The 25,071-nt window shown below is 66.9% G+C and carries 20 protein-coding genes and 1 other RNA gene; 11 read left to right on the top strand and 10 right to left on the bottom strand.

From position 1 onward, the window contains the following. Positions 1-103: 103 nt before the first annotated feature. A complete protein-coding gene (locus BT264_RS01940) occupies positions 104-793 on the top strand; it encodes a DUF2968 domain-containing protein (protein WP_072436074.1) in 690 nt (229 codons plus the stop codon). Positions 794-870: 77 nt separating this feature from the next. Here the strand turns inward: BT264_RS01940 and BT264_RS39765 are convergent, their stop codons facing one another. Beyond that, positions 871-1,137 (bottom strand): hypothetical protein, encoded by a 267-nt coding sequence (locus BT264_RS39765; protein ID WP_256260553.1) that lies wholly within the window; start codon positions 1,135-1,137, stop codon positions 871-873. Positions 1,138-2,179: 1,042 nt separating this feature from the next. On the opposite strand from BT264_RS39765, the gene BT264_RS01930 reads away from it, so the two are divergent. Then, on the top strand, positions 2,180-3,475 hold the full coding sequence (locus tag BT264_RS01930) for an MFS transporter (RefSeq protein WP_072436072.1): 1,296 nt from the start codon (positions 2,180-2,182) through the stop codon (positions 3,473-3,475). Between the two features lie 91 nt (positions 3,476-3,566). Here BT264_RS01930 and BT264_RS01925 read toward each other — a convergent pair whose 3' ends face one another. Then, a complete protein-coding gene (locus BT264_RS01925) occupies positions 3,567-5,477 on the bottom strand; it encodes a tetratricopeptide repeat protein (RefSeq protein WP_072436071.1) in 1,911 nt (636 codons plus the stop codon). Between the two features lie 58 nt (positions 5,478-5,535). On the opposite strand from BT264_RS01925, the gene BT264_RS01920 reads away from it, so the two are divergent. Then, complete coding sequence (locus BT264_RS01920) at positions 5,536-7,182, top strand: FAD-dependent monooxygenase (RefSeq protein ID WP_072436070.1); 1,647 nt, start codon at positions 5,536-5,538, stop codon at positions 7,180-7,182. Between the two features lie 8 nt (positions 7,183-7,190). Here BT264_RS01920 and BT264_RS01915 read toward each other — a convergent pair whose 3' ends face one another. The 4 genes from BT264_RS01915 to BT264_RS01900 are packed head-to-tail and all read right to left on the bottom strand — an operon-like array spanning position 7,191 to position 12,493. After that, positions 7,191-7,442, bottom strand: a complete 252-nt coding sequence (locus BT264_RS01915) for a formate dehydrogenase subunit delta (RefSeq protein ID WP_072436069.1) — start codon at positions 7,440-7,442, stop codon at positions 7,191-7,193. A gap of 7 nt (positions 7,443-7,449) precedes the next feature. Beyond that, on the bottom strand, positions 7,450-10,401 hold the full coding sequence (fdhF, locus tag BT264_RS01910; RefSeq protein WP_072436068.1) for a formate dehydrogenase subunit alpha: 2,952 nt from the start codon (positions 10,399-10,401) through the stop codon (positions 7,450-7,452). 17 nt (positions 10,402-10,418) lie between these two features. Continuing rightward, a complete protein-coding gene (locus BT264_RS01905) occupies positions 10,419-11,996 on the bottom strand; it encodes a formate dehydrogenase beta subunit (protein ID WP_072436067.1) in 1,578 nt (525 codons plus the stop codon). Next, complete coding sequence (locus BT264_RS01900; RefSeq protein ID WP_072436066.1) at positions 11,993-12,493, bottom strand: NAD(P)H-dependent oxidoreductase subunit E; 501 nt, start codon at positions 12,491-12,493, stop codon at positions 11,993-11,995. The genes BT264_RS01905 and BT264_RS01900 overlap by 4 nt, the downstream gene beginning before the upstream one ends. A gap of 131 nt (positions 12,494-12,624) precedes the next feature. Here BT264_RS01900 and BT264_RS01895 point away from each other — a divergent pair, with 131 nt between their 5' ends. The 3 genes from BT264_RS01895 to BT264_RS01885 all read left to right on the top strand — a co-directional run bounded on the left by BT264_RS01895 (position 12,625) and on the right by BT264_RS01885 (position 14,831). After that, complete coding sequence (locus BT264_RS01895) at positions 12,625-13,731, top strand: substrate-binding domain-containing protein (RefSeq protein ID WP_072436065.1); 1,107 nt, start codon at positions 12,625-12,627, stop codon at positions 13,729-13,731. 101 nt (positions 13,732-13,832) lie between these two features. After that, positions 13,833-14,102 carry a hypothetical protein gene (locus tag BT264_RS01890; protein WP_072436064.1) on the top strand — a complete coding sequence of 90 codons (270 nt, stop codon included), beginning with the start codon at positions 13,833-13,835 and terminating at the stop codon, positions 14,100-14,102. A 375-nt stretch (positions 14,103-14,477) separates the two neighbouring features. Then, positions 14,478-14,831 (top strand): DUF4148 domain-containing protein, encoded by a 354-nt coding sequence (locus tag BT264_RS01885; RefSeq protein ID WP_034183020.1) that lies wholly within the window; start codon positions 14,478-14,480, stop codon positions 14,829-14,831. Positions 14,832-15,109: 278 nt separating this feature from the next. On the opposite strand, the gene ssrA is transcribed toward BT264_RS01885, so the two are convergent. From ssrA to ompA, 4 genes are all read right to left on the bottom strand, one after another. After that, positions 15,110-15,479, bottom strand: a transfer-messenger RNA (tmRNA) gene (gene ssrA, locus BT264_RS01880). Between the two features lie 17 nt (positions 15,480-15,496). Continuing rightward, positions 15,497-16,213, bottom strand: a complete 717-nt coding sequence (gene gph, locus BT264_RS01875; RefSeq protein WP_072436423.1) for a phosphoglycolate phosphatase — start codon at positions 16,211-16,213, stop codon at positions 15,497-15,499. Between the two features lie 13 nt (positions 16,214-16,226). Beyond that, on the bottom strand, positions 16,227-16,925 hold the full coding sequence (gene ubiG, locus BT264_RS01870; RefSeq protein WP_072436063.1) for a bifunctional 2-polyprenyl-6-hydroxyphenol methylase/3-demethylubiquinol 3-O-methyltransferase UbiG: 699 nt from the start codon (positions 16,923-16,925) through the stop codon (positions 16,227-16,229). Between the two features lie 152 nt (positions 16,926-17,077). Further along, a complete protein-coding gene (gene ompA / locus BT264_RS01865; protein WP_006400736.1) occupies positions 17,078-17,746 on the bottom strand; it encodes an outer membrane protein OmpA in 669 nt (222 codons plus the stop codon). A 548-nt stretch (positions 17,747-18,294) separates the two neighbouring features. Between ompA and gyrA the strand changes: the two genes are divergently transcribed. The 5 genes from gyrA to BT264_RS01840 all read left to right on the top strand — a co-directional run bounded on the left by gyrA (position 18,295) and on the right by BT264_RS01840 (position 25,058). Then, positions 18,295-20,898, top strand: coding sequence for a DNA gyrase subunit A (gyrA, locus tag BT264_RS01860; RefSeq protein ID WP_072436062.1), 2,604 nt, complete (start codon positions 18,295-18,297; stop codon positions 20,896-20,898). 83 nt (positions 20,899-20,981) lie between these two features. Beyond that, complete coding sequence (locus BT264_RS01855; protein WP_021157463.1) at positions 20,982-21,581, top strand: DUF2059 domain-containing protein; 600 nt, start codon at positions 20,982-20,984, stop codon at positions 21,579-21,581. 174 nt (positions 21,582-21,755) lie between these two features. Next, positions 21,756-22,838, top strand: a complete 1,083-nt coding sequence (gene serC, locus BT264_RS01850) for a 3-phosphoserine/phosphohydroxythreonine transaminase (RefSeq protein ID WP_072436061.1) — start codon at positions 21,756-21,758, stop codon at positions 22,836-22,838. Between the two features lie 33 nt (positions 22,839-22,871). Further along, the gene (gene pheA / locus BT264_RS01845) at positions 22,872-23,954 is read left to right on the top strand and encodes a prephenate dehydratase (protein WP_072436060.1); all 1,083 of its coding nucleotides are present in this window, start codon (positions 22,872-22,874) and stop codon (positions 23,952-23,954) included. 177 nt (positions 23,955-24,131) lie between these two features. Next, a complete protein-coding gene (locus BT264_RS01840) occupies positions 24,132-25,058 on the top strand; it encodes a prephenate dehydrogenase (RefSeq protein ID WP_072436059.1) in 927 nt (308 codons plus the stop codon). The last annotated feature ends 13 nt before the right edge of the window (positions 25,059-25,071 follow it).

Below are 25,071 nucleotides of genomic sequence, written 5' to 3'. Positions count from 1 at the left end.
TCGTGTCGCACGCAGTCCGGCCGCATCCCGATAAATTTCGAGATGCGGCCGTTTCGTTTTGAACGATAATCGCGAGTTCCGATTCGTTCGCCGGAGTCTGACGTTGGCTTTCCGAAACTTTTTCCCTGCACGATGCGCGACGTGGATCGTTGCACTGGCCGCCTGCGCACAAGCGGGCGCGGTCTGGTCTGCCGACGCGACCGCGCCGGCCGCCGGTACGCGTCCGGCGGTCACGAGCCTGAGCGGCGATGCGGCGCCGGCTGCATCCGCGTCGGACGCGAGCACGCAAGGTAACGTCGCCGAATTGACGCAGATGCTGCACGACGGCCGGATCGTCGAGATGCGCACGACGTACAACGGCAGCTACGGTGCGAGCCTGATGTTCGATCCGCGCGAGATGACGTACTACGTCGCGCTGTTCCAGGACAAGCATCTGTGGCGCGTGATCCGGTCGCAGGAGAAGAACCGCGCGGAGATGGTGTATGCGAACTTCGTCCAGCAGACCGCGCAGCTCGCGGATATCGAGATCCGCCGTACCGAGCTGCAGGCGCAGAAGGCGTTCCTCGAACGCGTGATCGCGCTGCAGGCGAATCGTGCGCAGCAGTTGCAGGCCGATCTGAGCGTCGCGCGCAGCCAGCAGGCCGAGGTCGTGCAGCGGCAAAAGTCGGCCCAGGAGCAGGCGCAGGCGCTGCAGGTCGAGAAGCGGGCCGCGCAGATGCAGTTGCGCGATCTGCAGGAGCAGGTGCGGCAACTCGAGAAGCAGACCGAGACGGGGCTGCCCTCGCACAAGTAACGATTCGTCGGACGGACGGAGAGAGACGGGCGAAACCCGGCGAAGCGATCTTCGCCGGGTTTTTTATTGAGCGACCGTCAGCGCGCGAACGCGTCTGGTGTGTCGGTGACGCGACGATGGGACAGTTGCGACGTCCAGTCGAAGCCGGCGGCCGGCGCATGCGCCGCACGGGCAGGCTGCGCGGCGCGCAGCGTATTTGCCGTCGCGATCAGCGTGAGCGGATCGTCGAGTGTGTCGTGTGCATCGCGTGTGTCCGTCGAGCGCGGCGGCGGGGCGAGCCGATCGGGGGCGCGAGTGCTGGCTGCATTGCTCAGGACTGGCGGACGTGCAGCCAGTTGCGGCACGGTCGGTATCCGGGCCGGGGCCGCTGTCTTGCGCGTGCCGTTTGTTCGACGCGGCGATGCAGCGGCGGCGCGCTGCACGTCGGACGTTGCCTTTGTGCGAAGCGACGCCGGACGAGGCGCGGCATGATGCGTGGCCGGTGGCGATTCTGCAGTCTTCGTGACGGGTGTCGCCCCCGTGCGCCGAGGTGACGTGTTTGTCGACGTACCGGACTGAACTGCGGCAACTCGCACGGTACCGGTCGATGACGTGGTGTGGTCCGGCGCAATGACGGCCATCTGGATCGTGGGCGCAGGCTCGAAGCCCGTGAACGGTTCGTGCGCGGCGATCAGCCAGCCGATGATGCCGAACGCGCCGATGCTCCAGCAGATTGCGTACATCGCACGTCGGTCGCGAGAGCCCTGGACGGTGCGCCGGGAGCGTCTGCCGGCAACTGCAGCCGGCGCGACCGGCGCCCCTGCCGGATTCGGTGCTGACGCCGCCACGGGCCATGGCTGCCAGCGGCACGCGCGATGAGGCCGGTCGACGTCGATGCAGGACGTCGTCAGTGTGGCGAGGCAGTGCTTGCCGGGCCGCGCACCGGGCGCGCCGCGAAAGGTCCATTCGCGGCCGAACGGCGGTACGTGATCGAGCGGAGCGATGCGAGGGCGGGCGAGCGCGCCTTCGACGGGGACGAGGGGCGATGGAGTCATGAGGGCGGTGCGCCGTGCGACACAGGCAACCGTGCCGGCCGCGGCGCGGAAATCTCGTCGCAAATCGTGACATTGTGGTCGGCTGGCGAGAGCCGGTCGATCAGATCAGTCTGATTTTCGCGCCCGTTTCGGGGCGACTCGTACGAGTCGAATGCCGCGACGGCGGCAGCAGGGGCGGCACAAGGCAAATGTCGGCTTGGCGTGGCATCATTCGCGGACCATGCCGGTGCGCGCGTCGTCGTGCGGCGCGCCGCCGGCGGGCAGCGATGCCCGTGGGCGCCGGTCCGGCGCTGCGGGCGTCGTCTGATCCATGCGGCGCGGATTCGCGCCATCCGAGCCGAGCGAGAAAAACATGTCCACAGCGTCACACGCCATCGCGCAGGAATCGAAATTCCGCACCGTATTCCGGGTCGTCAGCGGCAACTTCCTGGAAATGTACGACTTCATGGTCTACGGGTATTACGCGTCGGCCATCGCGAAAACCTACTTTCCGAGCGGCAACGCATTCGCGTCGCTGATGCTGTCGCTGTCGGTATTCGGCGCGGGCTTCCTGATGCGGCCGGTCGGTGCGATCGTGCTCGGCGCGTACATCGACCATCACGGCCGCCGCAAGGGGCTGATCCTGACGCTCGGGCTGATGGCGCTCGGTACGCTCACGGTGGCCTCGATACCCGGCTACGCGACGATCGGCGTGCTCGCGCCGGTGCTCGTGCTGCTCGGCAGGCTGCTGCAGGGTTTCTCGGCGGGCGTCGAACTCGGCGGCGTGTCGGTCTACCTGTCGGAGATCGCGACGAAGGGCCACAAGGGGTTCTATACGTCGTGGCAGTCGGGCAGCCAGCAGGTGGCCGTCGTGTTCGCCGCGTTCGTCGGCGTGCTGCTGAATCGCGCGCTGCCGGTCGACGAGATGACCGCGTGGGGCTGGCGCATTCCGTTCCTGATCGGCTGCCTGATCGTGCCGTTCCTGTTCCTGATCCGTCGTTCGCTGAAGGAAACGGACGAGTTTCTCGCGAAGCGCCACCGCCCGTCGATGGGCGAGATCATGCGCTCGATGCTCGACAACTGGGGCATCGTGGTTGCCGGCATGGGGATGGTGATCATGACGACGGTGTCGTTCTACATGATCACCGCGTACACGCCGACCTTCGGCAAGGAAGTGCTGCACCTGTCGTCGCTCGACGCGCTCGTCGTGACCGTCTGCGTCGGCATTTCCAACCTCGTGTGGCTGCCGCTGTCCGGCGCGCTGTCCGACCGTATCGGCCGCCGCCCGGTGCTGATCGCGTTCACGGTGCTGACGCTGCTGTCGGCATACCCGGCCGTGCTGTGGCTCGTCGGCGATCCGTCGTTCCTGCGGCTGCTTGCGGTCGAGCTGTGGCTGTCGTTCCTGTACGCGTCGTACAACGGGGCGATGGTCGTCGCGCTGACCGAAGTGATGCCGGCCGACGTGCGCACGGCCGGCTTCTCGCTCGCGTACAGCCTGGCGACGACGATCGGCGGCTTCACGCCGGCGATCTCGACGCTGCTGATCCACCAGACGGGCAACAAGGCGGCGCCGGGGCTGTGGCTGAGCGTGGCCGCGATTTGCGGGCTGATCGCGACGCTCGTGCTGTACCGCACGCCCGACGCGCGCAATCAGTACAAGGCGGCCTGACAGGCGCTCGTACATTGCACATCGCGCCGCGCCGGCCGCATGCATCGCATCGAAAAAAAGGAGCGCAGCACGCTCCTTTTTTCGTCTTCGTTCAGGCGTCGCGCAGCTTGTCGGCGACCATGGCCGCTACGTCGAGCCATGCTCCCGGCGCGGGCTGGCGGGCGATCCTGGCCTGCGGATACCACGGGCAGTCGTCGCCGGTGAACCAGCGCCAGTCGGGTGCGAACGGCAGCATGACCCACAGCGGCTTGCCGAGTGCGCCCGCGAGGTGCGCGACAGCCGTATCGATCGTGACGACGCCGTCGAGCCGTTCGATCAGCGCGGCCGTATCGGCGAAGTCGTTCAGCCGGCCGTCGAGGCGATGCACGCGCGGATGCGCGTCGACGCGCGCACGTTCGTCGTCGTCGAGCGCGGGCTGCAGCACGATCCAGTCGATGTCCGGCAGCGCGAGCAGCGGCGCGAGCGCGTCGAACGGCATCGAACGGTTTTCCTGTGCCTGGCGGCGCCCCGACCAAGCGAGGCCGAACTTGCGCTTCGACTGCCCGCCGAGCGAGCCGCGAAACCGCCGGCGAGCGCTTTCGGGCGCGTCGAGGTAGCGCGAGCCTCCGACGATGTCCGCCGGCTGAAGCCCGAGCAGGAACGGCAGGCTCATCAGCGTGCAGGCGACGTCCGCCGCCGGCGGTTTCGCGGCGCCTTGCGCGACGAGCGTCACGCGCCAGCGCGATGCGGCAGGCGCCAGCAGCGGCACGAGTTCCGGCTGGACTTCGAGCACGACGCACGCGCAGCGTGCGCGGGCAAGTGGCACGAAGCGGACGAACTGCAGCGTGTCGCCGAACCCCTGTTCCGCGCGGATCAGCAGCGTGCGCGACGCAATCGGCTCGCCCTGCCAGCGCGGCAGCGTGCCGAGCGGTATCGCGCCCGGCGTCTCGTGGCGCGCTTCGTACTCGGGCAGGCCGCGCGTGAAGTCGCCGAGCGTCAGCAGCGTGACTGCGCGGTGCAGCCGTGCGAGCGTGAGATCGGGTTCTACGCGCAACGCCTGGTCGAATGCGCGCAGCGCCATCTCGTGCGCGCGGAGCGCGTGATGCGCGTTACCGAGGTTCAGCCACGCCAGGCTGAACGACGGATCGAGACCGACGGCGCGCTCGTAGTAGGGCAGTGCGTCGCGGTGGCGTGCCTGCGCGCACAGTGCGTTCGCGAGCCCGAACAGCGCGAGCGGAAACGGCGGATGCAGCGCGAGCGCGGCTTCGAACGCGGCGGCCGCCTCGGCATGCCTGCCGACCGCATCGAACGTGTTGCCGAGATTGAAATGCGCAGCGACGAAGCGCGGCTGCGCGGCGATCGAGGCCTGGAAGTGCGCGATCGCGTCGTCGGCGCGGCCCATCGCGTTCAGCGCCATCGCGAGGTTGTTGTGCGCGCCCGCATGCCCGGGCCGCAGCTCGAGCGCGCGCCGGAACGCGGCGAGCGCGTCGTCGTGGCGGCCGAGCGCGTTCAGCGCGTTGCCGAGATTGTTGTGGATCGATGCGTCGTCGGGCGTGAGCCGGAGCGCGCGGCCGAACGCGTCGATCGCATCCTCGTGGCGCTGCAGTGCCGCATACGCGTTGCCGAGGTTGTAGTGCGCGAGCGGAAATTCGGGCGCGAGCGTCAGCGCGTTGCGAAAGCGGTCGATCGCTTCGTCGAGTCGGCCGAGCGCTTTCAGCGCGTTGCCGAGATTGAGCTGCAGCGCGGCATCGTCCGGACGCAGCGCGACGGCGCGGCCGACGAGATCGGCCGCCTCGGCGTGCTGGCCCTGCTGGTGCCGCAGCACGCCGAACAGATGCAGCGCGTCTGCGTCGGCGGGGTTGGCGGCGAGCGCGGCGCGATAGCCGTGCTCAGCCTCGGCGAGGCGGCCCGCGCGGTGTGCTGCATACGCTCGGTCGAATGCGGAATCCATGACGCGAAAACTGGCGGAAAGCGCGTATTTTCCCACACCGCGCATGGGTGCCGCGTGTCGACCGGTCGGCATATGGCCCCGTCACGCGGAGCGGCGTAGACTTGCAGGGTCGCGTGTCATCGAGGTTCTCATGGCTGACACACTGCCCGATATCCCGCCCGTGCTGATCGTCGGCGCGGGGCCGACCGGCCTTGCCGCGGCGATGAGCCTCGCGCGGGCCCGCGTGCCGGTGCGCATCATCGACCGCCTCGCCGCGCCCGCGCCGTATTCGCGCGCGATCGGCATCCAGGCACGCACGCTCGAACTGCTGGAGCAGCATCGCGCGGTCGAGCCGTTTCTCGCGCTCGGCCATCGCGCGCATGCGGCCGCGCTGCATGCCGATGGCCGTGTGATCGCGCGGCTCGATTTCGATCCGCTGCAAACGCGCTACCCGTATCTGCTGTTTCTCGACCAGAGCATTACCGAGCGGCTGCTCGCCGAGCATCTGGCCGGGTTCGGCGTGACGGTCGAGCGCGGCGCGACGCTGACCGCGTGCGACGCAGGCGGCACGTCGCTCGACGTGACGATCCGCTGCGCCGACGGCCGCGACGAATCGTTCGCGCCGTCGTACCTGATCGCTGCCGACGGTGCGCACAGCACGGTCAGGCATCTGCTCGGTCTCGGCTTCACAGGGCAGGCGTTCGAACAGACTTTCCTGCTCGCCGATTTCGCGGCGATACCCGACTGGCCGGACGAGGAGATCCACCTGTTCACGACGCCCGAAGGCATGGCGGGCCTGTTTCCGATGGGCGGCGGCCGTTACCGGCTCGTTGCCGACCGGCCGCCCGGCAGCGATGCGTCGCCCGATGCGCCGACCCCGTCGCTCGCGGAATGCGAGGCGATCGTGCGCGCACGCGTTGGCGCGTCGATCTCGCCGAGCGATCTCGCGTGGTCGTCCTATTTCCACCTGCACAGCCGGATGGTCGACCGGCTGCGTCACGGCCGCGTATTCTTCGCGGGCGACGCCGCGCACGTCCACAGCCCGGCCGGCGCGCAGGGCATGAACACCGGCATCCAGGAAGCGTTCAATCTCGGCTGGAAGCTTGCGCGCGTGCTCGGTGCGGGCACGCCCGAACGGCTGCTCGACACGTATCACGCCGAGCGCCATCCGATCGAGCGCGACGTGTTGCGGCAGACCGGCTTCATTACGCAGATCGTCGAGGCGGATCGCGGCGCGATGAAGCTGCTGCGCGATCATGTCGTGCCGCTGCTGGTGTCGTTCGGGCCGATGCGCGATGCGGTGCGGCGTACGGTCAGCGAGCTCGGCGTGCAGTACCGGAAGAGTCCGCTCACGCTGGAGCGTGTGCTCGACGGCGGTCCGCGTGCGGGCGAGCGGGCGCCCGACGCACTCGTGCACGTGCTCGACGGCCCGCTCGGTCAGGCGCCCGGAACGGCGCGGCTATACGATCTGCACGATCCGGCGAGCTTCACGCTGCTGCTGCTCGAAGAGCCGGTGAATGCAGACACCGGCGCTGCGCCGCCGATGGCGGCCGATGCGCAGGCGCTCGTGCAGGGGCTCGAACGGATCATGCCGGGCGCTGTGCGCGTGTGGCGGGTCACCGATATCGAAGGCGACGGTGCCGCCGGGCTGGCACAGGAGTATGGCCGTTCGCGGCCGTCGTTCTACCTGCTGCGGCCCGACGGGTATGTCGCCGCGCGCGGGCGCACGGCGACCGACGCGAACGGGCTGCTGCGCCACTGCGAAAACTGGTTCGCGGGCATGCCGGTGTCCGGGTAGCGGTGCGTTCAGGCGGTCGCGGGAGCGGGAACGAGCGACGCGCGGTGCACGGCGATCGCATCGCGCACGATCGGCGCCGCGCGTTGCGCGCCTTCGCCCGACGGATCGTCGAGCGCGGCGAGCAACGCGCGGCGCATCCGCGGCTCCCAGAAGCGCCGGATATGGTCGGCGATACCGGTCAGCGCTTCGTCGCGATCGGGCATCGATTCGAAGAATGCGCCGATCTGGTTGGCCATGTCGATCAGGTGGTCGTTGTCCATCGAAGCCTCACTTGCCTGTCGTCACGGTGTCGGGCGTGCTCGCGCGGCGCTCGAGCAGGTCGATCTGCTCCGCGTTGAAGCGCGCGTATGCACGCTGCCATTCGGACGGCTGCGCAACCGGCAGCACCTGCACGGCCGTCACCTTGTATTCAGGGCAGTTCGTCGCCCAGTCGGAGCTTTCCGTCGTGATCACGTTCGCGCCCGATTCGGGGAAGTGGAACGTCGTGTACACGACGCCCGGCTGCATGCGTTCAGTCACGAGCGCGCGCAGCACCGTCTGCCCGGCACGCGATTCGATGCCGACCCAGTCGCCGGTCCGGATGCCGCGATCCTGCGCGTCGTGAGGGTGGATCTCGAGGCGATCCTCTTCATGCCACCGGACGTTTTCGGTCCGGCGCGTCTGCGCGCCGACGTTGTATTGCGACAGGATGCGGCCCGTCGTCAGGATCAGCGGATAGCGCTGCGTGACCTTTTCCGGCGTCGGAATGAACTTGGTGATCACGAACCGGCCCTTGCCGCGTACGAACTCGTCTATGTGCATCGTCGGCGTGCCTTCCGGCGCGTGCTCGTTGCACGGCCACTGGATGCTGCCGAGAGCGTCGAGCTTCTCGTACGACACGCCCGAGAAGGTCGGCGTGAGCCGCGCGATCTCGTCCATGATTTCCGACGGATGCGTGTAGTGCATGTCGTAACCGAGCGCCTGCGACAGCAGCAGCGTCACTTCCCAGTCCGCGTAGCCCGCGAGCGGCGGCATCACCTTGCGCACGCGCGAGATGCGGCGCTCCGCGTTCGTGAACGTGCCGTCCTTCTCGAGGAACGTCGAGCCCGGCAGCAGCACGTGCGCATATTTCGCGGTCTCGTTCAGGAAGATGTCCTGCACGACGATGCACTCCATCGCCGACAGCGCGGCCGACACGTGCTGCGTGTTCGGGTCCGACTGGACGATGTCCTCGCCCTGGCAGTAGAGCCCCTTGAAACTGCCGTCGAGCGCCGCGTCGAACATGTTCGGGATGCGCAGCCCCGGTTCCGGCTGCAGCTTGGCCGACCACGCCTGTTCGAACTGCGCGCGCACGATCTCGTCACTGATGTGCCGGTAGCCGGGCAGTTCGTGCGGGAACGAGCCCATGTCGCACGAACCCTGCACGTTGTTCTGGCCGCGCAGCGGATTGACGCCGACGCCTTCGCGGCCGATGTTGCCGGTCGCCATCGCGAGGTTCGCGATGCCCATCACCGTCGTCGAGCCCTGCGCGTGTTCGGTCACGCCCAGCCCGTAATAGATCGCGGCATTGCCGCCCGTTGCGTAGAGGCGCGCGGCGGCGCGTACCAGTTCGGCCGGCACGCCGGTCACGTCGGCGGTTGCCTCGGGCGAATTGTCGGCGCGCGACACGAAGTCGCGCCATTGCTCGAACGCGCGCGTCTCGCAGCGCTCGGCGACGAACGCGTCGGCAACAAGCCCTTCGGTGACGATCACGTGCGCGAGCGCGTTGACGATCGCGACGTTGGTGCCGGGGCGCAGTTGCAGGTGATGCGTGGCCTTCACGTGCGGGCCGTCGACGACATCGATGCGGCGCGGGTCGATCACGATCAGCTTCGCGCCTTCGCGAACGCGCCGCTTCAGCCGCGAGCCGAACACCGGGTGCCCGTCGGTCGGGTTCGCACCCATCACGACGATCACGTCGGCCTGGTCGACCGATGCGAACGTCTGCGTGCCGGCCGATTCGCCGAGCGTCGTCTTGAGGCCATAGCCGGTCGGCGAATGGCACACGCGCGCGCAGGTGTCGACGTTGTTGTTGCCGAACGCGGCACGCACGAGCTTCTGCACGAGGTAGGTTTCCTCGTTCGTGCAGCGCGACGACGTGATGCCGCCGATCGAATCGCGGCCGTATTTCTGCTGCAGCTTGCGGAATTGCGTCGCCGCATAGGTGAGCGCTTCGTCCCAGCTCACTTCGCGCCACGGGTCGGTGATCTTCTCGCGGATCATCGGCTTCGTGATGCGGTCCTTGTGCGTCGCGTAGCCCCACGCGAAGCGTCCCTTCACGCACGCGTGCCCCTCGTTCGCGAGACCGTTCTTGTTCGGCGTCATGCGCACGACCTGCGTGCCCTTCATCTCGGCCTTGAACGAGCAGCCGACGCCGCAGTACGCGCAGGTCGTGACGACCGAGTGTTCGGCTTGCCCGAGCTGCACGACGGATTTCTCCTGCAGCGTGGCCGTCGGGCATGCGGCGACGCAGGCGCCGCACGACACGCATTCCGACGCCATGAACGATTCGCTTTCGCCGGCGGCGACGCGCGATTCGAAGCCGCGCGCGGCGATCGTCAGCGCGAACGTGCCCTGGGTTTCCTCGCACGCGCGCACGCAGCGGTTGCAGACGATGCACTTCGACGGGTCGTACGTGAAGTACGGGTTCGATTCGTCCTTGCGGTCGTTGAGGTGATTCGCGCCATCGAAGCCGTAGCGCACTTCGCGCAGCCCGACGACACCCGCCATGTCCTGCAGCTCGCAGTCGCCGTTGGCGGGGCAGGTGAGGCAGTCGAGCGGATGGTCGGAGATGTACAGCTCCATCACGTTGCGGCGCAGCGATTGCAGCCGGTCCGACTGCGTGCGCACCTTCATGCCCGCTTCGGCCGGCGTCGTGCACGACGCCGGATAACCGCGCCGGCCTTCGATCTCGACGAGGCACAGCCGGCACGAGCCGAACGGCTCGAGCGAATCGGTCGCGCACAGCTTCGGGACGTTGACGCCGGCTTCGATCGCCGCGCGCATCACCGACGTGCCGGCCGGTACCGTCACCGGCTGGCCGTCGATTTCGAGCGTGACGTCGGTATCGGCATGGCGTTGCGGCGTGCCGTAGTCGGTATCGTCGAACGGGTCGCGGGCGCGCGCCTGTGCGGCGCTCTTGCACGCGCATTGGCCCGAGCCGCAGCCGCCTTGGCGGACGTTGTTCGTGTCGAGGGACATGCAGGGCTCCTTCTGGGTCAGGCCGCAGCCTTGACCGGGCTCGACGCGGCATCCTTGCCGCCAGCGAGCCCGAAATCTTCGGGGAAATGGTCGAGCGCGGACAGCACCGGGTAGGGCGTCATCCCGCCCATCGCGCACAGCGAACCGGCCAGCATCGTGTCGCACAGATCGCGCAGCAGCGTGACCTGCCGCTCCGACGTGTCGCCGTGGCGGATGCGCGCGATCGTCTCGACGCCGCGCGTCGAACCGATCCGGCACGGCGTGCACTTGCCGCACGATTCGATCGCACAGAACTTCATCGCATATTCGGCAAGCTCGGCGAGGTTCGACGTGTCGTCGTGCAGCACGATGCCGCCGTGGCCGACCACCGCGCCGATCGCCGTGTACGCCTCGTAATCGAGCGGCACATCCCACTGATGGTCGGGCAGGTAGGTGCCGAGCGGGCCGCCGACCTGCGCGGCGCGTGCCGGCCGACCGCTTGCCGTGCCGCCGCCGAAGTCGAACAGCAGCTCGCGCAGCGTGACGCCGAACGCGAGTTCGACGAGGCCGCCGTGACGGATGTTGCCGGCCAGCTGGAACGGCAGCGTGCCGCGCGAGCGGCCCATGCCGAAATCGCGATAGAACGCGGCGCCGCGCGCGAAGATCACGGGTGCCGTCGCGAGCGTGATCACGTTGTTGATCACGGTCGGCTGACCGAACAGGCCGGCGAGCGCCGGCAGCGGCGGCTTCGCGCGCACGACGCCGCGCTTGCCCTCGAGCGATTCGAGCAGCGCCGTTTCCTCGCCGCACACGTACGAGCCCGCGCCTTTCGCGACGTGCAGCTCGAATGCATGCGCGGAGCCGAGCACGCGTTCGCCGAGCCAGCCGGCCTCGCGCGCGCGGACGATCGCGGCTTCGAGCGTCGCGATCGCGTGCGGGTATTCGCTGCGCACGTAGATGTAGCCGACCGTCGCGCCCGTTGCGATGCCCGCGATGATCATCCCTTCGATCAGGCAGTACGGATCGCATTCCATCATCAGGCGGTCGGAGAACGTGCCCGAATCGCCTTCGTCCGCATTGCAGACGATATACTTCTGCGTGGCGCTCGCGTGCCGGACCGTGCGCCACTTGATGCCCGCCGGGAACGCCGCGCCGCCGCGGCCGCGCAGCCCCGATTCGATCAGCGTTTCGCACGCGGCATCGCCGTCGAGCGCGAGTGCGTTCTTCAGGCCGGCGAGGCCTTCATGCTGCAGGTAGTCGTCGATCGACAGCGGATCGGTCAGGCCGATGCGCGCGAACGTGAGGCGCTGCTGGCGCGCGAGATAGGGGTGCGCGTCGACGACGCCGACGCCGCTCGGATGCGCACCGCCTTCGAGCCAGTTTGCATCGAACAGGGCCGGCACGTCGGCGGCCGACAGGTTCGCGTAGCCGATGCGTCCGGCGGCCGTACCGACCTCGACGAGCGGCTCGAGCCACAGCAGCCCGCGCGAGCCGTTGCGGACCAGTTCGATCGCGAGGCCGCGCCGTTCGGCTTCCGCGACGATCGCGGCGGCGAGTGCGTCGGCGCCGAGGGCCAGCGCGGACGAATCGCGTGGGACGTAGATGCGGGTCGTCATGCGGCCTCCGGCGTGTGGGCGAGAGCATCGGCCAGCAGCGCGTCGAATTTCTCCGGCGTGACCTTCGCATGCAGCACGCCGTTGACCGTCAGCGACGGCGATTGCGCGCACAGTCCGAGACAGTAGACCGATTCGAGCGCGACGGCGTCCGGCGCGTGCGCATCCGCGGCATCGCCGTGCGCTGCGTCGAACCGGCAGCCCGTGCGGGTTTCAGCATGCGCGGCGAGCGTTTCGCAGCCCATGCTGCGGCACGCTTCGGCGCGGCACATCTGGATCGTCACGCGCGCGGGCGGCGCGGTACGGAAGTGGTGATAGTAGGTCAGTACGCCGTGCACTTCCGCGCGCGACAGATTCAGCGCCCTGGCGAGCGGCGCGACACAGCCCGGCGGCACGTGGCCCGCGTCGTCCTGGATCGCGTGAAGGATCGCGACCAGCGACCGGCCGGTGCGCGCATGGCGCTCGACGAGCGCGTCGGGCGCATGGGAATTCGGGGACATCGGTTGTGCTCCTCCAAAGTCTCATATGCTCTCGCTATTCATATAGTGAGCATCGCGACTTCGTTCAGATTGATTTTCATCAACGATAAGCGGAAGATTTCGCAGTCGCAATAGGAAATCGGAGTACATAATTGATTCGAATCGAATGCGACGCGTATCTGACCGTACGCGACACGGAAGGTCGCACGGCCAGCCTGTCGGACGTCGCGCCCTTGCTGGAACTCGTGGCCGATACGGGCAGCATTGCGCAGGCTGCCCAGGCAAAAGGGCTGTCGTACCGGCACGCGTGGGGCATGCTGCGCGCGCTGGAAGCGTGCATCGGCGGGGAGTTGATCGAAACCGCGCGGGGCAAGGGGTCGACGCTGTCGGAACTTGGGCGGGCGGTCGTCGACGCGCAGCGCCTTGCGCGCAGCCGCCTCGACGGAAACCTGCGTGCGCTCGCGGCCGAGGTGGCCAGCGACCTGAACCGGCGGCTCGCGCAACGCGACGGTGCCGTGCGTATCCATGCGTCGCACGGTTACGCGGTCGCGACGCTCGTGTCCGCGCTCGTCGATACGCAGGCGGCCGTCGACATCAAGTATCGCGAGAGCGTCGAGGCCGTGCAGGCGCTCGCACGCGGCGAATGCGACCTGGCCGGTTTCCATCTGCCGCGCGGCGCGTTTCGCGCTCGGTGCGCGCAGATCTATCGGCCGTGGCTCGACGACACGCGCCACGTGCTGATTCACCTGACGCGCCGCCAGCAGGGGCTGTTCGTGTCTCGCGGCAACCCGAAGCAGGTCCGCGGGCTCGCGGACCTCGCGCGCAATGACATCCGCTTCGTCAATCGGCAGCCGGGGTCGGGTACGCGCATGCTGCTGGATCTCGCGCTGCGTGCGATCGGCATCGATCCCGAGCGCATCGACGGCTATGCGTCGGCCGAGCTCACGCATTCGGCGATTGCGGCGTTCGTCGCGAGCGGGATGGCCGATCTCGGCTTCGGTGTCGAGCCGGCCGCCCGTCATTTCGGGCTCGATTTCATACCGGTCGTCGACGAGGACTATTACTTCGCGTGCGAACGCGCGCGGCTCGACACGCGGCCGCTCGCCGGCGTGCTGGCGCTGCTGCGCGACGCGCGCTTCGTCGAGCGCGTCGCACATCTCGACGGCTACGATCCGGCCGCATGCGGGACGCTGACGAGCATCGCGACGGGGCTGGCCGGCGGCGACGGCACGAGCGCGCCGGACGGCCATTCCCGGTAACGGGGACGCGGTCGAACCGCGCTGCAGCAGCGGGGGATTTGCGCTACGCTTGACGCTTGATCAACGTTCCAACAAGCACGCCGTTCAGGCGTCATCCCGCCATGAAATTTTCCGTTTCCCTCGCCGCGGCAGCGTTGACCGCGGGGCTTCTGGTCGCGGCTTCGCCGTTTGCGCTTGCGCAGAATTCCCCGGGCGTGCCCGGCGGCATCCTGAGCGAACAGTTTCGCCTGAACGAGCATCCGCAGATGCCGTTCGCGGCGTCGGCGCCGTCGCAGAAATACCAGGGCAGCAAGAAGTCGGCCTTGCGTCGCAAGGGCGACCTGGGTGACCCGAACGGCTGCAACCTGAAGTGCCCGATGGATAGCCAGTAACGCGCGGACAGGCGTGTTTGCGCCGTCGTCGTGCGGTGTCGATTCGGCAGGCGGGTGATGTGCACGCGCATATCGGCTTGACCGTATGACCGGCGCGACTGCACGAATCCCGTGCAACACCATTCGAGCCCCGCGAAGCGTTGTCGCTTCGCGGGGCTTGTGCTTTCAGGCGAGTCGTCATGCGACCCGATGCCGGATGAAGCAGCGTTCGCGAATCGCCGGCCCGGCGGATGATCTAGGGTTAACCCGTAAATCAGGAAGGATGTCTTCCCGAAACCTGCCTTATTCTTAAGCATCCACCTACATAAACTTCGGTTTGTCGGCGCTGAACAAGGTGTTCACCGCGAAAACAGACAAATCTGGAGGTAGGTCATCATGAAGTCACTCGTTCAAGCTGTTGTCGTTGCTGCCGCTCTCGTTGCTCCGGTCGTGTCGTTTGCCCAGTCGGGTTCGACGATCACCCGCGCGCAGGTCCGTGCCGAGCTGGTCCAGCTCCAGCAAGCCGGTTACAACTCCGCCCGCGGCGAAGATCCGCACTATCCGGAAGCGGTCCAGGCCGCCACGGCGCGTGTTGCCGAGCAGCAGCGCAGCGCACTGGCGCAAGCGCAAGGCGCCGACGCCAGCGGGTACGGTGCGCAGGCACAGGGCGCATCGGCATCGGGTTCGCATGCCATGGGCGTGCGCCCGGCCAGCGCTGAAGAAATGAAGTCGCTGTATCGCGGCAGCTAAGTCGTGTATTGCCCGGTGTGCTCGAGCGCAGGATGCGGCGGACACGTCGCGCCCTGCGCTCGAGCACACCGGGCTGGCCGCAGCCCGTTGCGACCGACGCTTGCGCGGGCGCGGCGGGATATCCGTCACCTCCTGTCGCCGGAATACCGGCGGCATTCCGCCCGGCCCGTCCGTGGCTGGGCGCTTTTTCGGAAGGAGGGGGAGCGCATGCGTTTCGCCGGCAACAAAAAACCCCGCAGACTTGCGTCATGCGGGGTTCGTGCGGCGAGCGCGGAATTTGGTGGAGGCGGCGGGAATCGAACCCGCGTCCAGAAGCGCTCCACGACTAGTTCTACATGTTTAGTTCAGTCATTTGATTTAACCGCAGCGACGCGGACGAACACGCTGCACTACGGCGATTCGCTAGGTTTTCGACCCTGGCGTCGCGACGCCGACAGGGCTTAACTGACGTAAATGACCTCTGGCGGTATTGCTACCGGTCTTGCGACACTAGCCCGTCAGTGAACTAGGCAGAGGACGGCGGCCGTTAGGCTGCCAGTGCGAACGTATCGTCGTTTGCAGTTACGATTTTCCCATTGATTAACGAGGTGACGGGTCCTCGACATGCCCTAGCCGCTTCACAACCCCTGTCGAAACCAGGTCGCCCCCGCGGATCAGATCGATCATTATAGCCCAACATCGCGCAGCAGTTCGCGCAGTTCCTGCGTCGTGTCGACGAGATGCTGGGCCTGCCAGTCGGCCGGCGCGGCGCCGTCGCCGCAGTAACCGTACGCGGCCGCGACCGTCGCCATGCCGGCAGCGCTGCCGGCCTGAATGTCGCGCAGATCGTCGCCGACGTAGACGATGCGCGCCGGCGCGAGCGTCAACTGGTCGGCCGCGTGCAGCAGCGGAGCAGGGTGCGGCTTCGAGTGCGGCGTTGTGTCGCCCCCGACGACGCAGGCCGCGCGCGGTGCAAGACCGAGCAGGTCGACGAGCGGCGCCGTGAGCCGCATCGCCTTGTTCGTGACGATGCCCCAGCGCACGCCGCGCGCATCGAGTTCGTCGAGCACGTCGCCGATGCCGGAGAACAGCGTCGTATGCACGCAGATATCCGTTGCGTAGTTGGCCAGGAACTCATCGCGCATCGCTTCGTAGCCGGGCGTGTGCGGGTCGATGCCGAACGCGCCGCCGAGCAGGCCGCGCGCGCCGGCCGAAGCCAGCGGCCGCAGCGCGTCGAGCGGCGTTTCGGGCAGGCCGCGCGCGCGCTGCATCTTGTTGACGGCGGCGGCGAGATCGGGCGCCGTGTCGGCAAGCGTGCCGTCCAGGTCGAACAGCACGGCAGCGCAGTGCAGCAGGCGCGGTTCGTCGAGTGCGGCCCGCGCGGTCGAAAGGGGAGTCGTCATGCCGGTCGGAGGGTCACGCGCCGCGGCGGCACGCAACGAGGTAGTTGATGTCGGTGTCGTTCGACAGCGCGAAGCGCTTGCCGATCGGGTGATACGTGATGCCCTTGATCTCCACGATGTGCAGATCCGTCGCACGCACGAAGCCGGCCAGTTCCGACGGGCGGATGAAGCGCGCGTAGTCGTGCGTGCCCTTCGGCAGCATTTGCGCGATGTACTCAGCGCCGATCACCGCGAACAGGTAGGACTTCAGATTCCGGTTCAGCGTCGAGAAAAACACCCAGCCGCCTGGTTTCACGAGCGTCGAGCACGCGGCGACGATATCGCCGGGCGACGGCACGTGCTCGAGCATCTCCATGCACGTGACGACGTCGTAGGAGCCTGGCTCGCGCGCGGCGATCGCTTCGGCGGCGATCGCCTCGTAGTCGACCGCGATGCCGCTTTCGAGGCTGTGCAGGTCGGCGACGCCAAGCGCTTCGGTCGACAGGTCGATGCCTTTCACCTGGGCGCCGAGCCCGGCCATCGATTCGGACAGGATGCCGCCGCCGCAGCCGATGTCGAGCGCGCGCTTGCCGGCCAGGTGCGCATGCGCGTCGATCCAGCCGAGCCGGACCGGGTTCAGGTCGTGCAGCGGCTTGAATTCGGCATTCGGATCCCACCACCGATGGGCGAGGTCGCTGAATTTCTGGAGTTCGTGCGGATCGGCGTTGGTCATGGCGGCAAACGGGCTACGGAAGGAGGGCGGTGCTGCGGTTCGTCAGCCCCGAGTATATAAGCGGGCGGACGACGAGGCCAGCGAGCGCCCGGACGGGCATCAATGAAAAAGCCCCGCCGGAGCGGGGCTTTGAAGCAGTCGAAAACCGCGGCTTACTGCGCCGGAACGGTCGTCTTCTGGACTTCTTGCGTACCAACCACTTCGACTTCCACGCGGCGGTCCGGTGCGAGGCAGGCGATCAGCTGCTTGCGGTTCTTCTGGTTGCAGCCAGTCGTAACCGGGTTGCGCTTGCCCTTGCCTTCCGTGTAGATCTTGTTGGCCGGCACACCCTTGCTGACCAGGTACGACTTCACGGCCTGCGCACGGCGCAGCGACAGACGGTCGTTGTACTTGTCCGAACCGATGCGGTCCGTGTAGCCCGTTGCGACGACCACTTCCGTGTTCATGCCCTGGATCTTCGAAGCCAGTTCGTCCAGCTTCTGCTTGCCCAGCGGCTTGAGCGTTGCCTTGTCGAAGTCGAACAGGGCGTCAGCTTGATACGTGATCTTCTGGCTCGTGATGGCCGGAGCGACCGGAGCGACCGGCGGCTGCGGTGCCTGGGCGACCAGTGCGCCGTCGCACTTTGCGTTGGCGGTGGCCGGCGTCCAGAACGCGTCACGCCAGCAGAGCTCGTTCGTGCCGTTCATCCACACCCATTCGCCCGTGCCGTTCACCCAGTTGTCATTGACGGCTTGACGCGACGCCGGCACCGACTGTGCCGAAGCGGATGCAGCCATAACTGCGGTAGCTGCAATGAACGCGAGCTTTGAAAGTTTATTCATATTTCTCCTCTCGAAATTGAGATTACCGCAGGTTTACTGCGAGCCTGTTGACGGTGACAAGTCATACATTGCTCGAAGTATAACATTGGTGCGGCACAAAAAACGCGGCACCGCTCTGTGTAGACTTCGAGCAGCGTCTAACTTTCAGTGCGTTGGCATTTTGCCATATCGTTCCCTTCCTACGAAAAAAAATCCTCCCCACCCTAAGATCCCCTCAACTTTGTGGTGCATGCGCAACACCGGCCTGCCGCAACTTTTAGAAGTTGTCAAGGGTGTGCCGGAGAAATTGCGCGGATGCGTGCATCTGTTTACTCATGCGCGTGAAACAAATCGGGCGCGATCGCCGGTAAACCGGGCGCGAGCAACGGTGATGTCGAGTTGCGTGCGATTCCGGTCGGTTCGCCGCCGCCGCGATTTTCGCTATTTATATATAGCGGAGGAGGCGAATTTGCGGCTGATGGGCGCATGTTAGAATCTCGCGTTGCGTTGCGCATGCAGCGCCCACGCGAAAGGCGTTCGCCGTCTTCGCTCCGAAACGATACGGATACATGGATCAATTCGCCAAAGAGACCCTGCCCACCTCCCTAGAGGAGGAAATGCGCCGTTCGTATCTCGATTACGCGATGAGCGTGATCGTCGGACGTGCCCTCCCGGATGTCCGCGATGGCCTGAAGCCCGTGCACCGGCGCGTGTTGTTCGCGATGCACGAACTGAACAACGACTGGAACCGCGCGTACAAGAAGTCGGCGCGTATCGTCGGTGACGTGATCGGTAAGTACCACCCTCACGGCGACACCGCGGTCTACGACACGATCGTGCGGATGGCGCAGGACTTCTCGCTGCGCTACATGCTGATCGACGGGCAGGGCAACTTCGGCTCGATCGACGGCGACAATGCCGCGGCGATGCGTTACACCGAAATTCGCATGGCGAAGATCGGTCACGAGCTGCTCGCCGACATCGACAAGGAAACGGTCGATTTCGAGCCGAACTACGACGGCAACGAAATGCAGCCGTCGGTCCTGCCGTCGCGCATCCCGAACCTGCTGATCAACGGCTCGTCGGGCATCGCGGTCGGCATGGCGACCAACATCCCGCCGCACAACCTGAACGAAGTCGTCGACGCGTGCCAGCACCTGCTGAACAACCCGGCAGCGACGATCGACGAGCTGATCGAGATCATCCCGGCGCCGGACTTCCCGACGGCGGGCATCATCTACGGCGTCGCCGGCGTGCGCGACGGCTACCGCACCGGGCGCGGCCGCGTCGTGATGCGCGCGGCCACGCACTTCGAGGAGATCGACCGCGGCCAGCGGATGGCGATCATCGTCGATGAGCTGCCGTACCAGGTGAACAAGCGCTCGCTGCTCGAGCGGATCGCCGAGCTCGTCAACGAGAAGAAGCTCGAAGGCATCTCCGACATCCGCGACGAGTCCGACAAGAGCGGCATGCGTGTCGTGATCGAGCTCAAGCGCGGTGAAGTGCCCGAAGTGGTGCTGAACAACCTGTACAAGGCGACGCAGCTCCAGGACACGTTCGGCATGAACATGGTCGCGCTCGTCGACGGCCAGCCGAAGCTGCTGAACCTGAAGGAAATCCTGCAGTGCTTCCTGTCGCATCGACGTGAAGTGCTGACGCGCCGGACGATCTACGAACTGCGCAAGGCCCGTGAACGCGGCCACGTGCTCGAAGGTCTCGCGGTCGCGCTCGCGAACATCGACGAGTTCATCGCGATCATCAAGGCCGCGCCGACGCCGCCGATCGCGAAGCAGGAACTGATGGCGAAGCCGTGGGATTCGTCGCTCGTGCGCGAGATGCTGACGCGCGCCGAAAGCGAGAACGCGGCGGCCGGCGGCCGCTCCGCGTACCGCCCGGAAGGCCTGAACCCGGCATTCGGCATGCAGGGCGACGGGCTGTACCGTCTGTCCGACACGCAGGCCCAGGAAATCCTGCAGATGCGTCTGCAGCGCCTGACCGGCCTCGAGCAGGACAAGATCATCGGCGAGTACCGCGAAGTGATGGCGCAGATCGCCGACCTGCTGGACATCCTTGCACGCCCCGAGCGGATCACGACGATGATCGGCGAGGAACTCACGTCGGTGAAGGCCGAATTCGGCGACGCGCGCCGCTCGAAGATCGAGCTGAACGCGACGGAGCTGAACACGGAAGACCTGATCACGCCGCAGGACATGGTCGTCACGATGTCGCACGCGGGCTACGTGAAGTCGCAGCCGCTGTCCGAGTACCGCGCGCAGAAGCGCGGCGGTCGCGGCAAGCAGGCGACGCAGATGAAGGAAGACGACTGGATCGAGACGCTGTTCATCGCGAACACGCACGATTACATCCTGTGCTTCTCGAACCGCGGCCGAGTGTACTGGGTCAAGGTCTATGAAGTGCCGCAGGGCTCGCGCAACTCGCGCGGCCGCCCGATCGTCAACATGTTCCCGCTGCAGGATGGCGAGAAGATCAACGTCGTGCTGCCGGTGAAGGAATTCTCGGCCGACAAGTTCATCTTCATGGCGACGTCGCTCGGCACCGTGAAGAAGACGCCGCTCGAAGCGTTCAGCCGTCCGATGAAGAAGGGCATCATCGCGGTCGGCCTCGACGACGGCGATTTCCTGATCGGTGCGTCGATCACCGACGGCGCGCACGACGTGATGCTGTTCTCCGACGCCGGCAAGGCCGTGCGCTTCGACGAGAACGACGTGCGTCCGATGGGGCGCGAGGCGCGCGGCGTGCGCGGCATGCAGCTCGAGGACGGGCAGCAGGTCATCGCGATGCTGGTTGCGGGCAGCGAGGAGCAGACCGTGCTCACCGCGACCGAGAACGGCTACGGCAAGCGCACGCCGATCACCGAATACACGCGTCACGGCCGCGGTACGAAGGGTATGATCGCGATCCAGACGTCCGAGCGCAACGGCAAGGTCGTGGCCGCGACGCTCGTCGACGCCGAGGATCAGATCATGCTGATCACGACGGCCGGCGTGTTGATTCGCACCCGTGTTTCCGAGATTCGCGAGATGGGGCGCGCCACGCAAGGTGTTACACTCATCAGTCTCGATGAGGGTACCAAGCTCTCTGGCCTGCAGCAGATTGCGGAGGCCGAGGAGGGCGATGGCGAGGCCGACGAGGCGTCGGACGGCGAAGCCTGAAGAACGGATGAGACTCTGGCCGCCGCGGGCGTGAAGCGCCGCGGCCGGCGAGCAACCATTCATATTTCCAAAAGGGAGTGATGATGCAAAAGCAATTCAAGCAACTGGTCCTGCTGGCTGCACTGGTGCCGACGTTCGCGATGGCGCAAGCGCTGTCGAATTCCGCACCGGCGCCCGCCGCGGCAGCTGCGCCGATCGACGCCGACAAGAAGGCCGCGATCAAGGATCTGCTCGACGCGATCGACGCGCCGAAGCTCGTGTCGGCAATCGGCAACAGCGCCGAAATGCAGGCCAAGCAGCTCGTGCCGGCGATCCTGTCGGACGCGCTGTCGGAAAACAAGACGTTGAACGACAAGCAGAAGCAGGCTGCCGTTCCGACGCTGCAGAAGAACGCGGTGCCGAAGCTGGTCGACGGCGCGGGCAAGGTGTTCGGCACGCAGCAGTTCCAGAACGACGCAATGTCGGCTCAGTACGACGCATATGCGAAGTACTACAGCACGTCGGAGATCAAGGATCTGACGACGTTCTACAAGAGCCCGACGGGCCGCAAGTTCATCCAGGTTCAGGATCAGGTCGGTCGCGACGTGGTCAACGGCCTGATGCAGAAGTACATGCCGCAAGCGATCCAGGCAACGCGCACGCAGGCTGACAAGGAAGTCGCAGCAGTCAAGCCGGGCAAGTAAGCCGTCCGGGCACGCCCCCCCGGCCGTTCGGCCGGGTTTGGCGGGAGCCTTCCGACAGTGCGATAATGGCCGTTTGCGCGCGAGCGCAAGCGGCCATTCCTTTTCTGGCGCGGCTCATTTGCAACTGACATGCGGCGGCAAGCCGCCGGTCGCGTCCCTCCCGAGGTTTTCACGATGCGCGTCTTTAATTTCTCCGCCGGTCCTGCAGCGATGCCCGAGGAAGTGCTGCGGCAGGCCGCCGACGAAATGCTCGACTGGCACGGCAGCGGCATGAGCGTGATGGAGATGAGCCATCGCGGCAAGGAATTCATGTCGATTCACGAGGCCGCGCTGACCGACCTGCGCGACTTGCTCGGCGTGCCGGCAAGCCACCGGATCCTGTTCCTGCAGGGCGGCGGCATCGCGGAAAACGCGATCGTGCCGATGAACCTGCTCGGGTCACGCAACACCGCCGACTTCGTCGTGACGGGCTCGTGGTCGCAGAAATCGTTCGGCGAGGCGAAGAAGTTCTGCACGCCGCATCTCGCCGCAACCGGCAAGACGGAAGACGGCTTCACGCGCGCGCCGGCGCGCGCCGAATGGCAACTGTCGGACGATCCGGCCTACGTGCATCTGTGCACCAACGAGACGATCGACGGCGTCGAGACGTTCGAGATTCCCGATCTCGGCGACGTGCCGCTGGTCGCGGATGTCTCGTCGCACATCCTGTCGCGCCCGATGGACGTCGCGAAATACGGCGTGCTGTTCGGCGGCGCGCAGAAGAATATCGGGATGGCCGGCGTGACGGTCGTGATCGTGCGCGAGGATCTGCTTGATCGCGCGCTGTCGATCTGCCCGTCCGCGTTCGAATGGAAGACCGTCGCCGAGAACAACTCGCTGTACAACACGCCGCCCACCTATGCGATCTACATCGCGGGCCTCGTGTTCCAGTGGCTGAAGCGGCAGGGGGGGCTCGAAGCGATCGAGGCCCGCAATATCGAAAAATCGAAGCTGCTCTACGACACGATCGATGCGAGCGGCTTCTATCTGAACAAGGTCGAGCCGGCAGCGCGTTCGCGGATGAACGTGCCGTTTTTCCTGGCCGACGAAACGCGCAACGAAGACTTCCTTGCCGGCGCAAAGGCGCGCGGGCTGCTGCAGCTGAAGGGCCACAAGTCCGTCGGCGGCATGCGGGCGTCGATCTACAACGCGGTGCCGCTCGACGGCGTGAAGGCGCTCGTCGAGTACATGAAGGACTTCGAGCAGCGCGGCGCCTGACGGCGACGCTGTTCAAACAGCACGGCAAAACGCATGGACGACGAACTGAATTCCCGCCTGAAACCGCTGCGCGACCGCATCGACGCGATCGACGCGCAGCTGATCGCGCTCCTGAACCAGCGCGCCGCGGTGGCGCTGGAGGTGGGCGAGGTCAAGAAGCATTTCAACGCGCCGGTGTTCCGGCCGGAGCGCGAGCTGCAGGTGATCGCGCGGCTGCAGGACATGAGCGCGGGGCCGCTCGAGAGCGAGCACATCAGCGCAATCTGGCGCGAGATCATGGCGGCGAGCCGCGCGCTCGAGCAGACGATCCACGTCGCGTTCCTCGGGCCGGTCGGCACGTATAGCGAACAGGCGATGTTCGAGTATTTCGGCCAGTCGATCGAAGGGCTGCCGTGCCCGTCGATCGACGAGGTGTTCCGTTCGGTCGAGGCCGGTGCGTCCGCGTTCGGCGTCGCGCCGGTCGAGAATTCGACCGAAGGGGCCGTGTCGCGCACGCTCGACCTGCTGCTGCAGACGCAACTACTGATCAGCGGCGAGCTCGCGCTGCCCATCCACCACAACCTGCTCACGCAGAGCGGCACGCTCGACGGCGTGAAGCGCGTCTGCGCGCATGCGCAGGCGCTCGCGCAATGCCAGCAGTGGCTCGCCGCGAATGCGCCGCAGCTCGAGCGGCAGGCCGTGGCGAGCAACGCGGAGGCCGCGCGTCTCGCGGCGGCCGATCCGACCGTCGCGGCGATCGCGGGTGACCGCGCGGCCGCGCATTACGGCTTGCAGATCGCGTTTTCGCAGATCCAGGACGATCCGCACAACCGCACGCGCTTCGTGATCATCGGCAAGCAGCCGGCCGGGCAAAGCGGTCATGATCAGACGTCGCTGATCGTGTCGGTGAAGAACGAGCCGGGCGCCGTGTTCAAGCTGCTCGAACCGCTCGCGCGGCACGGCGTGTCGATGACGCGCTTCGAGTCGCGTCCGGCACGCGCCGGCACGTGGGAGTACTACTTCTACATCGACATCGAAGGGCACCGCGATGATGCGGCAGTCGCGGCCGCACTCACGGAACTCGGCCAGAAGGCCGCGTTCCTGAAGATACTCGGCTCGTATCCGAGCGCACGCTGACGCCGACGCCTGCTCGCGCAGGCGTGGCGGCCAGGCGGGCAGGGCAGGCCGATCGGCGCTGCCGAAGGCGGGTTCGGGCGGCATCCGGTGCAGGTCGCGCCGGGTGCGGACCCGTTGCCCGGAATCTGGAATTCCGTGTGCGGGGCGTTGTTCCGCGCGCGTAACTTGGCTCTTGTCGTGTCAGGCTTTGCATTCAACAAACTGGTCATTTTCGGTGTCGGCCTGATCGGCGGATCGCTGGCCCGCGCGCTGCGTGAGCGCGCGCCGGGCGACGCGGGCGAGATCGTCGGCGTGGGCCGTTCGCGCGCATCGGTCGAGCGTGCGCTGTCGCTCGGCGTGATCGACCGCGCGGCGGCGCTCGACGACGACGCGCAGTTGCGCGATGCGCTGGCGGGCGCCGATCTCGTGCTGCTGGCCGCACCCGTCGCGCAGACGGGCCCGCTGCTCGCGCGCATCGCGCCGTGGCTCGCCGATGCGACGATCGTCACCGATGCGGGCAGCACCAAATCCGATGTCGCCGCCGCCGCGCGCGAAGCGCTCGGCGCGCGGATCGCACAGTTCGTGCCGGGGCATCCGATCGCCGGCCGCGAGTCGAGCGGCGTCGAGGCCGCGCTGCCGGACCTGTACGTCGGCCGCAACGTCGTGCTGTGCCCGCTGCCGGAGAACGCGCCCGAATCGGTCGCGCGGATCGACGCGATGTGGCGTGCGACCGGCGCCGACGTGCGCACGATGAGCACCGGGCAGCACGACCGCGTGTTTGCGTCGATCAGCCATCTGCCGCACGTGCTGTCGTTTGCGCTCGTCGAACAGATCCTCGGCGAGACGGACGCAGAACTCAAATTCTCGTACGCGGCGGGCGGCTTCCGCGATTTCACGCGCATCGCGGCATCGAGCCCGGAGATGTGGCGCGACGTGTGCGTCGCGAACCGCGCGGCGCTGCTCGACGAACTCGACGGCTACACGCGCGTGCTCGCGCGGCTGCGCGAGGCGATCGACGCCGGCGACGGCGCGGCGCTCGAAGCCGTGTTCACGCGCTCGCGTGCCGCACGCAAGGCATGGCAGGAGCGTGGCGGCACGCCCGCTGCCGAACCGGTCAAGAAATAACAGGACGATTCCC

It is taken from the genome of Burkholderia sp. NFPP32 (genome assembly GCF_900119325.1).
GTDB classification, from domain to species: Bacteria; Pseudomonadota; Gammaproteobacteria; order Burkholderiales; family Burkholderiaceae; genus Burkholderia; species Burkholderia pyrrocinia_C.
Note: the sequence above shows the minus strand (reverse complement) of the source record. Positions and strands in the feature narration are given on the sequence as shown.